Origin of the sequence: Enterobacter sp. YSU (genome assembly GCF_016082135.1) — a bacterium.
GTDB classification, from domain to species: domain Bacteria; phylum Pseudomonadota; class Gammaproteobacteria; order Enterobacterales; family Enterobacteriaceae; genus Enterobacter; species Enterobacter hormaechei_C.
The window spans coordinates 3,205,341-3,218,833 of record NZ_CP059487.1; the positions used below are offsets into that span (position 1 = coordinate 3,205,341).

At 58.5% G+C, this 13,493-nt stretch carries 13 protein-coding genes; 11 read left to right on the forward strand and 2 right to left on the reverse strand.

What is annotated here, in order from left to right:
• Positions 1-14 precede the first annotated feature (14 nt).
• Genes prmB through H2Z33_RS15560 form a run of 6 tightly spaced genes read left to right on the forward strand, consistent with a single transcriptional unit; the run spans position 15 to position 4,566 of the window.
• Positions 15-947: a 50S ribosomal protein L3 N(5)-glutamine methyltransferase gene (prmB, locus tag H2Z33_RS15535; protein ID WP_003861381.1), complete on the forward strand. Its 933-nt coding sequence runs from the start codon at positions 15-17 to the stop codon at positions 945-947.
• A 60-nt stretch (positions 948-1,007) separates the two neighbouring features.
• Positions 1,008-2,093 carry a chorismate synthase gene (gene aroC, locus H2Z33_RS15540; protein WP_063134547.1) on the forward strand — a complete coding sequence of 362 codons (1,086 nt, stop codon included), beginning with the start codon at positions 1,008-1,010 and terminating at the stop codon, positions 2,091-2,093.
• A gap of 2 nt (positions 2,094-2,095) precedes the next feature.
• Positions 2,096-2,920, forward strand: a complete 825-nt coding sequence (gene mepA / locus H2Z33_RS15545) for a penicillin-insensitive murein endopeptidase (RefSeq protein WP_015572248.1) — start codon at positions 2,096-2,098, stop codon at positions 2,918-2,920.
• A complete protein-coding gene (locus tag H2Z33_RS15550) occupies positions 2,920-3,729 on the forward strand; it encodes a sulfite exporter TauE/SafE family protein (RefSeq protein WP_003861386.1) in 810 nt (269 codons plus the stop codon). Before mepA ends, H2Z33_RS15550 begins: the two co-directional genes overlap by 1 nt.
• Positions 3,729-4,274 (forward strand): elongation factor P hydroxylase, encoded by a 546-nt coding sequence (locus H2Z33_RS15555; protein ID WP_017692987.1) that lies wholly within the window; start codon positions 3,729-3,731, stop codon positions 4,272-4,274. The genes H2Z33_RS15550 and H2Z33_RS15555 overlap by 1 nt, the downstream gene beginning before the upstream one ends.
• A 13-nt stretch (positions 4,275-4,287) precedes the next feature.
• A complete protein-coding gene (locus H2Z33_RS15560; RefSeq protein WP_017383451.1) occupies positions 4,288-4,566 on the forward strand; it encodes a YfcL family protein in 279 nt (92 codons plus the stop codon).
• Positions 4,567-4,624: 58 nt separating this feature from the next.
• Here H2Z33_RS15560 and mnmC read toward each other — a convergent pair whose 3' ends face one another.
• On the reverse strand, positions 4,625-6,622 hold the full coding sequence (gene mnmC, locus H2Z33_RS15565) for a bifunctional tRNA (5-methylaminomethyl-2-thiouridine)(34)-methyltransferase MnmD/FAD-dependent 5-carboxymethylaminomethyl-2-thiouridine(34) oxidoreductase MnmC (RefSeq protein ID WP_063134546.1): 1,998 nt from the start codon (positions 6,620-6,622) through the stop codon (positions 4,625-4,627).
• 158 nt (positions 6,623-6,780) lie between these two features.
• Between mnmC and fabB the strand changes: the two genes are divergently transcribed.
• Both fabB and H2Z33_RS15575 read left to right on the forward strand, forming a co-directional pair.
• Positions 6,781-7,998 (forward strand): beta-ketoacyl-ACP synthase I, encoded by a 1,218-nt coding sequence (gene fabB, locus H2Z33_RS15570; protein WP_015572249.1) that lies wholly within the window; start codon positions 6,781-6,783, stop codon positions 7,996-7,998.
• 68 nt (positions 7,999-8,066) lie between these two features.
• Entirely contained in the window at positions 8,067-9,245 is a 1,179-nt protein-coding gene (locus H2Z33_RS15575) for an MFS transporter (RefSeq protein ID WP_063134545.1), read from the forward strand.
• Positions 9,246-9,332: 87 nt separating this feature from the next.
• On the opposite strand, the gene flk is transcribed toward H2Z33_RS15575, so the two are convergent.
• On the reverse strand, positions 9,333-10,337 hold the full coding sequence (gene flk / locus H2Z33_RS15580) for a flagella biosynthesis regulator Flk (protein ID WP_063134544.1): 1,005 nt from the start codon (positions 10,335-10,337) through the stop codon (positions 9,333-9,335).
• A 111-nt stretch (positions 10,338-10,448) separates the two neighbouring features.
• Between flk and pdxB the strand changes: the two genes are divergently transcribed.
• The 3 genes from pdxB to truA all read left to right on the forward strand — a co-directional run bounded on the left by pdxB (position 10,449) and on the right by truA (position 13,477).
• On the forward strand, positions 10,449-11,585 hold the full coding sequence (gene pdxB / locus H2Z33_RS15585; RefSeq protein ID WP_017692991.1) for a 4-phosphoerythronate dehydrogenase PdxB: 1,137 nt from the start codon (positions 10,449-10,451) through the stop codon (positions 11,583-11,585).
• 66 nt (positions 11,586-11,651) lie between these two features.
• Positions 11,652-12,665 (forward strand): aspartate-semialdehyde dehydrogenase, encoded by a 1,014-nt coding sequence (locus H2Z33_RS15590; protein WP_015572252.1) that lies wholly within the window; start codon positions 11,652-11,654, stop codon positions 12,663-12,665.
• Positions 12,665-13,477: a tRNA pseudouridine(38-40) synthase TruA gene (truA, locus tag H2Z33_RS15595; protein WP_063134543.1), complete on the forward strand. Its 813-nt coding sequence runs from the start codon at positions 12,665-12,667 to the stop codon at positions 13,475-13,477. Before H2Z33_RS15590 ends, truA begins: the two co-directional genes overlap by 1 nt.
• The last annotated feature ends 16 nt before the right edge of the window (positions 13,478-13,493 follow it).

A 13,493-nucleotide genomic window follows, 5' to 3' on the forward strand; every position in this document is an offset into this window, starting at 1 on the left:
CCCTGGAGGAAAGAGTGGATAAAATTTTTGTCGATGAAGCAGTAAACGAGCTGCATACCATACAGGACATGTTGCGCTGGTCGGTTAGCCGCTTCAGCGCCGCCAATATCTGGTACGGACACGGTACCGACAACCCGTGGGATGAGGCCGTGCAGCTGGTGCTGCCGTCTCTCTACCTGCCGCTGGATATTCCGGAAGACATGCGCACCGCGCGCCTGACCTCCAGTGAAAAACACCGCATCGTTGAGCGCGTGATCCGTCGCGTAAACGAGCGCATTCCGGTGGCTTACCTGACCAACAAAGCCTGGTTCTGCGGCCACGAATTCTACGTTGATGAGCGCGTGCTGGTGCCGCGTTCGCCGATTGGCGAGCTGATCAACAACCATTTTGACGGCCTGATTAACCATCAGCCGCAGCACATTCTTGATATGTGCACCGGCAGCGGCTGCATCGCCATTGCCTGCGCGTACGCCTTCCCGGAAGCAGAAGTGGACGCTGTCGATATCTCCACCGACGCGCTGGCCGTCACCGAACACAACATTGAAGAGCACGGGCTGATTCATCACGTCACGCCTATCCGCTCTGACCTGTTCCGCGACCTGCCGACGCTGCAATACGACCTGATCGTCACCAATCCGCCGTACGTGGATGCAGAAGATATGTCCGACCTGCCGAACGAGTATCGTCACGAGCCGGAGCTGGGCCTGGCGTCAGGTTCTGACGGGCTGAAGCTGACCCGCCGCATCCTGGCGTGCGCGCCGGATTATCTGACCGACGACGGCGTTCTGATTTGTGAAGTAGGCAACAGCATGGTACATCTGATAGAGCAGTACCCGGATGTGCCGTTCACCTGGCTTGAGTTCGACAACGGCGGTGACGGCGTCTTTATGCTGACCAAGGCGCAACTGCTTGATGCACGCGAATACTTCAGCATTTACAAAGATTAATCCAGCGGGCTTCGGCCCGTTTCACAACGCTCAAACACAAACAACAACATCGGAGCCGTGATGGCAGGAAACAGTATTGGACAGGTATTCCGTGTGACCACCTTTGGCGAGTCGCACGGTCTGGCACTGGGTTGTATCGTTGATGGCGTCCCGCCAGGCATCGAACTGACCGAAGCCGATTTACAGCATGACCTTGACCGTCGTCGTCCGGGTACCTCTCGCTACACCACGCAGCGTCGCGAGCCGGACCAGGTCAAAATTCTCTCCGGCGTATTTGAAGGCCGTACCACAGGGACCAGCATTGGTCTGCTGATTGAAAACACCGATCAGCGTTCTCAGGACTACGGCGCGATTAAGGACGTTTTCCGTCCTGGTCACGCCGACTATACCTACGAACAAAAATATGGCTTTCGCGACTATCGCGGCGGCGGGCGTTCTTCCGCGCGTGAAACCGCGATGCGCGTGGCGGCAGGGGCAATTGCCAAAAAATATCTCCAGCAGAAATTCGGCATCGTTATCCGCGGCTGTCTGTCCCAGATGGGCGACATTCCGCTGGCAATCAAAGACTGGGATCAGGTAGAGCTCAACCCGTTCTTCTGCGCCGATGCCGACAAGCTGGACGCGCTGGATGAGCTGATGCGTGGCCTGAAAAAAGAGGGCGACTCCATTGGTGCGAAAGTCACCGTGGTGGCCGACAGCGTGCCGGCTGGCTGGGGCGAGCCGGTATTTGACCGCCTTGACGCCGACATCGCCCACGCGCTGATGAGCATCAACGCGGTGAAAGGCGTCGAAATCGGCGACGGTTTTGACGTGGTCAAGCTTCGCGGCAGCCAGAACCGCGACGAAATCACGAAGGCGGGTTTCCAGAGTAACCATGCGGGCGGCATTCTGGGCGGCATCAGCAGCGGGCAGCAAATTATTGCCAATATTGCGCTGAAACCAACGTCCAGCATTACCGTCCCGGGCCACACGATTAACCGCGCTGGCGATGAAGTTGAGATGATCACCAAAGGGCGTCACGATCCGTGCGTGGGGATCCGCGCGGTGCCGATCGCAGAAGCGATGCTGGCGATCGTGCTGATGGATCACTTCCTGCGCCAGCGCGCGCAGAATGCGGATGTGACGACCACCATTCCACGCTGGTAACTATGAAAAAAACCGCAATCGCTCTGCTGGCGCTGCTGGCCAGTGGAGCAAGCCTGGCCGCTACGCCGTGGCAGAAAATCACCCACCCGGTAGCGGGGAGTGCGCAGTCCATTGGCGCTTTCTCCAACGGGTGTATCGTCGGTGCGCAGGCGCTGCCGTTGCAGTCGGATACTTATCAGGTGATGCGTACCGATCAGCGCCGTTATTTCGGCCATCCTGACCTGCTGCTGTTTATTCAGCGTCTTGGCAACCAGGTGCATAACCTGGGGCTGGGGACGGTGCTGATTGGCGATATGGGGATGCCTGCCGGTGGTCGCTTCAACGGCGGTCACGCCAGCCACCAGACCGGACTGGATGTGGATATCTTCCTGCAATTGCCGAAAACGCGCTGGAGCTCAGCGCAGCTGCTGAAACCGCAGGCGCTGGATCTGGTCTCGGCCGACGGTAAACGGGTCGTCGCCTCGCGATGGTCGCCGGAAATTTCCAGCATGATTAAGCTGGCGGCAGAGGATAACGACGTCACGCGGATCTTTGTTAATCCGGCCATCAAGCAGCAGCTTTGCCTGGATGCGGGAACGGATCGCGACTGGTTGCGTAAAGTGCGCCCTTGGTTCCAGCACCGGGCGCATATGCATGTTCGCCTGCGCTGTCCGGCGAACAGCCTGGAATGTGAAGATCAGCCGCTGCCACCGCCTGGCGATGGTTGTGGTTACGAACTGCAAAGCTGGTTTGAACCAGCCAAGCCTGGAACCTCTAAGCCTGAGAAGAAGACACCGCCTCCGTTGCCGCCTTCCTGCCAGGCGCTACTGGATGAGCATGTACTTTAATGGATAATTTCGTCGATCTGTTCATGGTGTCACCGCTGCTGCTGGCGGTGCTCTTTTTTGTTGCGATGTTAGCCGGATTTATCGATGCCCTGGCGGGCGGCGGCGGGTTGCTCACCGTTCCGGCGCTGCTGGCGGCAGGCATGAGCCCTGCCCAGGCGCTTGCCACCAACAAACTCCAGGCATGCGGCGGTTCGCTCTCCTCGTCGCTCTATTTCATCCGGCGCAAAGTGGTGAATCTCGCCGATCAGAAGCTCAATATCCTGATGACGTTTATTGGCTCAACGGCGGGTGCGCTGCTGGTCCAGCACGTACAGTCCGACATTCTGCGCCAGATCCTGCCGCTGCTGGTTATCTGTATCGGCCTCTATTTCCTGCTGATGCCAAAGCTCGGGGAAGAAGATCGACAGCGTCGTCTTCACGGCCTGCCGTTTGCGCTGATTGCCGGTGGCTGCGTCGGTTTTTACGATGGCTTCTTTGGCCCGGGGGCAGGTTCGTTTTATGCGCTGGCATTCGTGACGCTGGCCGGATTCAACCTCGCCAAATCCACCGCCCACGCCAAAGTCCTCAACGCGACCTCCAACGTTGGCGGTCTGCTGCTGTTTATCATTGGCGGCAAGGTTATCTGGGCAACCGGGTTTGTGATGATGGCAGGGCAGTTTTTGGGCGCGCGCGCAGGCTCGCGTCTGGTATTAAGCAAAGGACAAAAGCTGATCCGCCCGATGATTGTTGTCGTCTCGGCGGTGATGAGCGCCAAACTTCTTTATGACAGCCATGGACAGGAGATCCTCACCTGGTTGGGGATGAACTAATGAACAGTACGCATAACTACGAACAGCTGATTGAGATCTTCGATAGCTGTTTTGCTGATGATTTTAATACCCGTCTGATTAAAGGCAACGACGAACCGATCTATCTTCCTGCTGATGACGAGGTTCCGTATAACCGCATCATCTTTGCCCACGGCTTTTACGCCAGCGGTTTGCACGAAATTTCGCACTGGTGTATCGCCGGGAAAGCGCGTCGAGAGCTGGTGGACTTTGGTTACTGGTACTGCCCGGACGGGCGCGACGCCGCCACCCAGGGGCAGTTCGAAGATGTGGAGGTGAAACCTCAGGCGCTGGAATGGCTGTTCTGCGTAGCGGCGGGTTTCCCGTTCAACGTAAGCTGTGACAACCTCGAAGGCGACTTCGAGCCAGACCGTATCGTCTTCCAGCGCCGCGTTCATGCGCAGGTGATGGAATATCTTGAGAAAGGCATCCCGGCACGTCCGGCACGCCTGATCGAGGCTTTACAGAATTATTACCACACGCCGGAGATCACGGCGGAATGCTTCCCGTGGCCGGAAGATCTTTAACAGAGGAAAGAAGATGATCGCAGAATTTGAATCACGCATTCTGGCGTTAATTGATGACATGGTGGAACACGCCAGTGATGATGAGCTGTTCGCCAGCGGTTATCTGCGTGGCCACCTGACGCTGGCTGTAGCCGCGCTGGAAGCCGGGGACGATCACTCTGCCGACGCCGTTCACGCGGAAGTCACTCGCAGCCTGGAAAAAGCCATTCTGGCCGGGGAACTCTCTCCGCGCGACCAGTCTTTAGTGCTGGGCATGTGGGACAATTTGTTCCAGCAGGCGAAAGCGAAGTAAGTGTATCACCGCCCTCTCCCACAGGGAGAGGGTCGGGGTAAGGGCACCAGACCGCACCCTACTTGACCATTTTCCCCTTCAGCAATTTCCGCACCCACAGTCGGTTTGGATTCAGCCCCGCGAGCGTAACCCTGTCCAGTGGAACCGGCTCGTTGCTCATTTGCGCGGCTAACGCTTCAGCCAGCAGCGGCGCGGAGCATAATCCCCGCGAGCCTAAGCCACCCAGCATAAACAGCTCGGGATGAACGGGCGCGCTTACCGCCGTTTCTTTGTTGTCAGCAAGATCCTGATAGACTTCAAGCGTGGCGTCATAGTCCGGCACGTTTCCCGCCATCGGCAGGTGATCGCGGGTCGCGCAGCGTACGCCGCAGCGCGCCTGACCCTCACTGACATTCACCTCTTTTGCCCACGACGCATCCGGGAAACAGTCGAGCAGGCGCTGTCGGTTTTGCTGCTGATCCGCTTCGCTGTACTGCATATCTGTTTCACCGCGATGGTAGCTGGCACCGATGCAGTGATGGCCGTTGGACGGATTTTGCGGCGTCAGGTAGCCGTCGTAACACAGCACCTGACGCAGTTTGCTCAGTTGGGGGGCGGCAGGAATATGGCTCACCTGGCCGCCGACCGGATAAACCGGCAATGATGCTGTCTGGGTAAACTGGCTGATATGATGTCCGTTGGCCAGCACAACGCTGGCATGCTGGACCTCTTTGCCGTCAGCGAAACGCAGTTTCCAGTGCGCAGTGCGGCTTAGCGATTGAACCTTATGGGCATAATGCACTGTCAACCCACGCGACTGCCCGAGGGCTATCGCCGCAGAAGTCAGTTCAGCCGGACACAGCCAGCCGCCGAGTGGATACTGAATACCCCCGCAGCCGGTGTCGACTCCAGCGGTCTCAGCAACCTGCTGTGCCGTCACTGCATGGGCGATGGCCTCCGGCAGACCCAGCGACAGCATTTGTGTGATTTTCTGCTGGCTCTTCTCGTCCCAGCCGAGCTGCGTCACGCCGCACCAGTTGTGGTCGAACGCAACCGGCAGGCTATCGTAAAGGCGGCGAGCAAACGTAAACGCCGCCGGGAAGAACTGGAACAGTGCCGGATCGTGTGAACTTAATAAGGGATAAAGCGCGCCCTGACGGTTGCCTGATGCGCCCGTCGCCGGCGCCTCGTCAGCGCAGTAGAGCGTCACCTGCCAGCCACGGTGCAGCAGCGCCAGCGAGAGCAGGGCGCTGGCGATACCCCCGCCCACAATGGCGACCTCACGCGAGGTGCTGGCGCGACGGGCAAACCAGGGGGCCTGCGCCGGGATCGCCAGATCCTGTTCCATCACCCCGACCAGCATGTCGCGTTTACGGCCAAAGCCTTTGGTTTTCCGCATGGTAAACCCCGCCTCCTGCAACCCACGGCGAACAAATCCCGCCGAGGTGAAGGTAGCAAGCGTCGCGCCCGGGCGCGCCAGACGTGCCATGGCACTGAACAGGTGCGGGCTCCACATGTCCGGGTTTTTGGCGGGCGCAAAACCATCCAGGAACCAGGCGTCCACCTTCTGATTCATTGAGTCATCAAGCTTATCGGTCAGGTCGTTAATGTCGCCAAGCCACAGGTCGAGCGTGACGCGTCCGTCGTCCAGAATCAGACGATGACAGCCACCGATAGCCGGAGGCCACTGGGCCTGAAGCTGTTCCGCCCAGTGGGTAAGCTCCGGCCAGCGCTGATGGGCAAGCCGCAGATCGTGCGCGGTAAGCGGAAATTTTTCGAAACTGATGAAATGTAATCTTTGTAAGGTAGCCTTGGGGTGTGCAGTGCGAAACTGGTCGAACGCCTGCCAGAGGGTCAGAAAATTCAGCCCGGTGCCGAAACCGCTCTCCGCTACGACAAACAGGCTGCGCGGATGCTCAGGGAAGCGGGTGCTGAGATGATTTCCTTCGAGGAAAACATAGCGCGTCTCTTCCAGTCCGTTATCATTAGAAAAGTAGACGTCATCAAAATCTCGGGAAACAGGTGTACCCTCAGCGTTGAATTCGAGGTTGGCAGGTTGTATGGCGTTTTGTTTCACGTAAGTTACTCGTCCGACAGGCAGTGGCACGATCTTAGCGATGTGAGCCCATCGGTGCAAATTTCCACAGAAAATGGCTGATCGGACTTGTTCGGCGTACAAGTGTACGCTATTGTGCGACTCGAAACTTTTTATAGTGCGACTTACAGAGGTATTGAATGAAACGTGCAGTGATTACTGGCCTGGGCATCGTTTCCAGCATCGGTAATAACCAGCAGGAAGTCCTGGCATCTCTGCGTGAAGGACGCTCCGGGATCACTTTCTCTGAAGAGTTTAAAGATTCTGGAATGCGTAGCCACGTATGGGGTAACGTTAAACTGGACACCACCGGTTTAATTGACCGTAAAGTGGTTCGTTTCATGAACGATGCCTCTATCTACGCCTATCTTTCCATGCAGGAAGCGATCAAGGATTCTGGTCTGAGCGAAGACGCTTACCAGAACAACCCACGCGTGGGCCTGATTGCAGGCTCCGGCGGTTCCTCTAAAGCTCAGGTGTTCGGTGCTGACGCCATGCGCAGCCCGCGCGGCCTGAAAGCGGTCGGTCCATATGTTGTGACCAAAGCCATGGGGTCAGCGGTTTCCGCGTGCCTGGCAACGCCGTTCAAAATCCACGGTGTGAACTACTCCATCAGCTCTGCATGTGCGACCTCCGCACACTGTATCGGTAATGCGGTTGAGCAGATCCAGCTGGGCAAACAGGACATCGTATTTGCTGGCGGCGGCGAAGAGCTGGGCTGGGAAATGGCCTGTGAGTTCGACGCGATGGGCGCACTGTCCACCAAATACAACGAAACGCCAGACAAAGCGTCCCGTACTTATGACGCACACCGCGACGGTTTTGTTATCGCTGGCGGCGGCGGTATGGTTGTGGTTGAAGAGCTGGAACACGCGCTGGCGCGTGGCGCGCACATCTATGCTGAGATCGTGGGCTACGGCGCAACGTCTGACGGCGCTGACATGGTTGCTCCATCTGGTGAAGGCGCGGTGCGCTGCATGAAGATGGCGATGCACGGTGTTGATACTCCAATCGACTACCTGAACTCCCACGGCACCTCAACGCCGGTAGGCGACGTGAAAGAGCTGGGTGCGATCCGTGAAGTGTTCGGCGACAATAGCCCGGCTATCTCTGCAACCAAAGCCATGACCGGTCACTCTCTGGGAGCGGCGGGCGTGCAGGAAGCGATCTACTCTCTGCTGATGCTGGAAAACGGCTTTATCGCGCCAAGCATCAACATCGAAGAGATGGACGAGCAGGCGGCTGGCCTGAACATCGTGACCGAAACCACCGAACGTGCGCTGACGACCGTTATGTCCAACAGCTTCGGTTTCGGCGGCACCAACGCCACGCTGGTGATGCGTAAGCTGAAAGCGTAAGCGTTTGAAGGTATAGTAGAAGGGAGCCGCGCGGCTCCCTTTTTTTATGCCTGAACACGGAGTTATGCATGAAGGCTGTTACCCCTGAGAAGAGCGCTCCTTCCGGGAACCTTTCCCTTTTCCGCATCGCCTTTGCGGTGTTTCTGACCTATATGACCGTTGGCCTGCCGCTGCCGGTGATCCCCTTGTTCGTTCACCAGGAGCTGGGCTATGGCAACACCATGGTCGGTATTGCGGTGGGCATTCAGTTTTTAGCGACGGTATTAACCCGGGGCTACGCCGGTCGCCTGGCGGATCAGCACGGCGCAAAACGCTCGGCGTTGCAGGGCATGTTTGCCTGCGGGCTGGCGGGGGGAGCCTGGCTGCTGGCGGCGCTGTTGCCGATAGATGCAGCGTATAAATTCGCGCTGCTGGTGGCAGGGCGTCTGATCCTCGGCTTTGGCGAAAGCCAGCTGCTGACCGGCACCCTTACCTGGGGAATGGGGCTGGTGGGGCCTGCGCGTTCCGGAAAAGTGATGTCCTGGAACGGGATGGCGATTTACGGCGCGCTGGCGGCAGGCGCACCGCTGGGGCTGCTGATCCACAGCCAGTTTGGTTTTGCGGCGCTGGCAGGCACCACCATGGTATTGCCGCTGCTGGCGTGGGCGTTTAACGGTTCGGTGCGTAAGGTGCCCGCCCATAAAGGCGAGCGTCCTTCGCTGTGGAGCGTGGTGGGGCAAATCTGGCAGCCGGGGCTTGGGCTGGCGCTTCAGGGGGTGGGCTTCGCGGTTATTGGTACCTTTGTCTCCCTCTATTTCATGAGCCGCGGCTGGGCGATGGCGGGCTTTACGCTGACGGCCTTTGGCGGCGCGTTTGTATTGATGCGCGTGCTGTTTGGCTGGATGCCGGATCGCTTTGGCGGCGTGAAGGTGGCCGTGGCGTCACTTGTCATTGAGACCGTGGGTCTGGTACTGCTCTGGCAGGCGCCCTCTGCATCCGTTGCGCTGCTGGGTGCGGCGTTAACCGGCTGCGGCTGCTCGCTGATCTTCCCGGCGCTGGGCGTTGAAGTGGTGAAGCGCGTGGCTCCGCACGTGCGCGGCACGGCGCTGGGCGGCTATGCGGCGTTTCAGGATATCTCATACGGGGTCACCGGGCCGCTGGCGGGGCTGCTTGCAACGTCGTTTGGCTATCCTTCCGTCTTCCTGGCCGGTGCGGTGTCAGCGGTGGTGGGAATTGTGGTGACGCTGGTGGCGTTTCGCAAGCGGTAGTATGTTGCCGGGTGGCGGCTTCGCCTTACCCGGCCTACTGTTCGAGCCGTTGTAGGCCCGGTAAGCGAAGCGCCACCGGGCAAATCCTCACGCAACCAGCCAGAAAATCGCCAGCGCAATCACCAACGCGATAAACATCAATCCCGGACGGGAAGAAAGCGTTTTGAACGTATCAACTACGGGGGCAAACAGCGGGCTGTAGATCGGCTGAATGTTTCTTACCTCCGGCACGCCGCCTTCCCGCTCGGCGCGGCGAATGAAGATCTGATTGAGCACATCCTGCACCTGCGCGGTGGTCAGCACCGTTTGCGGCGTAGCCTGCCAGCTCTGCTGAGCGTAATCCCGAATCATATCGAACTCGTGCGGTTCCAGCGGTTGTTTCAGCGCCGCCTGTACGCTGTGCAGGGTCGGGGCGCTCTGGGTGCTGAGCGTCTGACGCGCCTGGAGCCAGGTGACCAGATGGGTAAACTGTTTTGCCGGGATCATCTCGCCCGCTTTCACACCGGAAAGTTCCAGCATGGATTGCCAGATAAGCTTTGTGGGTTCGCCGGTAGCGGCAGCCAGCTTAGTGACCATCTGCTTGAGCGTATTATGCTCCGCAGGCTGCAATGGCCGCTCTGTAGACGGGCGCTGTTGCGGCTGCGGGATAGAAAGCTGATTGCTTTGCAGCAGGGTCAACACGGTTTTCAGCTGTTCCGGAGAAAGCTGGCTCAGGGCGGTATGACCGTACTGTTGACGGATAAAATCACTCACCGCCTGGCGATTATTCCCCTGGCCCAATAGCTCGGTCAGCTGCGAGATAATCTGGCGGGTAGTATGTTGCTGCTGTGCGCTGGTAAGACGCTGGTTAAGGTTTTGTTCGGCGGCAGGGAAATGGCGCGACTGTAGCGGCGCATCGTTTCTGACGCCCAAATCGTGCTTAACGCCGGCCCATACCTCTGCGTTTTGCTGTGAGGTTAACGCAATAAGACGCGTGATCAGACGCTCCAGTACGGTGCGTTGCTGCGTGGAGAGCGGTTGTTCGCCTGGCGTGTTGGGCGTTACGGGGCCTTCACCCGGAGGGCGCGGAGGCGTACCTGAAATGGGCTGCATCGTCAAAAATCCTTAAAGTCAAACTCTGCGTAACCGGGCGGAGATATATGCCCGGCGGCGAGATTATGGCACACTTGGCAGGTTTACTTCCTCTCAAACAGGTACTCAGACGTGAAAATCCTCGTTGATGAAAATATGCCTTACGCCCGTGAGCTGTTCAGCCGCCTGGGTGAGGTTAAGGCTGTCCCTGGTCGCCCGATTCCGGTCAGCGAACTGGACGATGCAGACGCCCTGATGGTGCGCTCGGTGACCAAAGTAAATGAGGCACTGCTCACCGGCAAAGGGGTTAAATTTGTCGGGACGGCAACGGCCGGGACCGATCATGTGGATGACCAGTGGCTTAAGCAGGCGGGGATTGGTTTTTCCGCGGCGCCAGGCTGTAACGCCATTGCCGTCGTGGAATATGTTTTCTCCTCACTATTGATGCTGGCCGAGCGCGATGGTTTTGCGCTGAAAGACCGCACCGTCGGGATTGTGGGGGTGGGCAACGTGGGCGGACGTCTGCAAAAGCGTCTGGAAGCCTGGGGTATCCGCACCCTGCTGTGCGATCCGCCGCGTAAGGATAACGGCGATGAAGGCGACTTCCGCACGCTGGATGAGCTGGTCGACGAGTGCGACGTCATCACCTTCCATACGCCGCTCTTTAAAGAGGGGCCGTACAAGACTCTGCACCTGGCCGACGAAAAGCTGATCCGCCGTCTGAAGGCTGGCACTATTCTGATAAATGCCTGCCGGGGACCGGTGGTGGATAACGCGGCGCTGCTGGCATGTCTCGACGAAGGACAAGAGCTTAGCGTCGTGCTGGACGTCTGGGAACCCGAGCCGGATCTCAACGTCGCCTTGCTGAATAAGGTGGACGTGGGTACCGCGCATATTGCGGGTTATACCCTTGAAGGCAAAGCGCGTGGCACAACCCAGGTGTTTGAGGCTTACAGCGCCTTTATCGGCCATCCGCAGCAGGTGGCGCTGGATACGCTGCTGCCCGCCCCGGAATTCGGCCGCATTACCCTTCATGGCCCGCTGGATGAGGCAACGCTGAAAAGACTGGTGCATTTGGTGTATGATGTGCGCCGCGATGACGCGCTGCTGCGTAAAGTGGCGGGTATTCCGGGTGAGTTTGACAAGCTGCGCAAAAATTACCTTGAGCGCCGCGAGTGGTCTTCCCTGTATGTCATGTGCGATGACGCGTCAGCGGCGGGGCTGCTGCATAAACTGGGATTTAACGCCGTTCACCACCCGGCACGTTAATGTCTTCTTAATGCTCCCTGTCGGATGCTCCGGCAGGGACGCTTTTTATTTCTGGAGTAAACCACCATGTCTGAAGGCTGGAACATTGCCATTTTGGGTGCCACTGGCGCCGTGGGCGAAGCCCTGCTTGAAACCCTTGCTGAGCGTCAGTTCCCGGTGGGTGAGATTTACGCACTGGCGCGTACCGACAGCGCAGGAGAACATCTGCGTTTCGGCGGCAAATCCGTGATGGTGCAGGATGCCGCCGCGTTTGACTGGACGCAGGCTCAGCTGGCGTTTTTTGCCGCAGGTGCGGAAGCCACGGCGTCTTACATTGAAGAAGCGACAAATTCAGGCTGTCTGGTGATCGACCTGAGCGGCCTGTTCTCCCTGGAGCCGGATGTGCCGCTGGTGGTGCCGGACGTCAACCCGTTTGTGCTGGCTGACTACCGCAACCGCAACATCATTGCAGTACCGAACAGCCTCACCAGCCAGCTGCTGACCGCGCTGAAGCCGCTGATCGACGACGGTGGCCTGTCGCGTATTTCCGTGACCAGCCTGCTTTCAGCCTCCGCTAACGGTAAAAAAGCCGTAGACGCACTGGCAGGGCAGAGCGCGAAGCTGCTGAACGGTATCCCGATCGACGAAGATGATTTCTTTGGCCGCCAGCTGGCGTTCAACATGCTGCCGCTGCTGCCGGATCGTGAAGGTTCGGTGCGGGAAGAGCGTCGTATCGTCGATGAAGCACGCAAAATTTTGCAGGATGACGGGCTGATGATCTCCGCGAATGTCGTGCAGTCTCCGGTCTTTTACGGCCACGCGCAGATGGTCGGGTTTGAAGCCCTGCGTCCGCTGGCGGCTGAAGAAGCCCGCGACGCGTTTGGCCGCGGTGAGGACATTGTCCTGTCCGAAGAGAGCGAATTCCCGACGCAGGTGGGCGACGCCACCGGCAGCGCGCATCTCTCTGTGGGCTGCGTGCGTAACGATTACGGTATGCCGGAGCAGGTGCAGTTCTGGTCCGTTGCCGACAACGTGCGTTTTGGCGGCGCGCTGATGGCGGTCAAAATCGCGGAAAAACTGGTGCAGGAGTATCTGTACTGATGTCAGATGTGGAACAAAAGCCGGTCCACAGAATTGCCCTCGGCATTGAATACGATGGCAGTAAATACTATGGCTGGCAGCGGCAGAATGAGGTGCGCAGCGTCCAGGAGAAGCTGGAGAAAGCGCTCTCTCAGGTGGCGAACGAACCGATAAGCGTCTTCTGTGCGGGCCGCACCGATGCCGGCGTTCACGGCACGGGGCAGGTGGTGCATTTTGACACCACCGCCGTGCGCAAAGACGCGGCCTGGACGCTGGGTGTAAATGCGAATTTGCCTGGTGACATTGCCGTACGTTGGGTGAAAGCTGTGCCGGATGATTTTCACGCGCGTTTCAGCGCGACGGCGCGGCGCTACCGTTATGTCATCTATAACCAGCGCCTGCGCCCGGCGGTGTTAAGCCAGGGCGTGACGCATTTTTATGAACCGCTGGATGCAGAATGTATGCAGCGTGCGGCGCAGTGTCTGATTGGAGAGAATGATTTTACGTCGTTTCGTGCGGTGCAGTGTCAGTCCCGTACGCCGTGGCGTAACGTCATGCACATTAACGTCAGTCGTTATGGCGCGTATGTGGTGGTGGATATCAAAGCCAATGCCTTTGTACATCATATGGTGCGGAATATTGTAGGCAGCCTGATGGAAGTGGGCGCCGGACACCAGCCGGAGAGCTGGATTGCAGAACTGCTGGCAGCGAAGGACAGAACGCTTGCGGCAGCAACGGCGAAAGCGGAAGGGCTGTATCTGGTTTCGGTGGATTATCCGGACCGGTTCGACCTGCCAAAACCGCCAATGGGCCCGCTGTTTTTAGCGGACTAAACAAAGGTGCAATTAG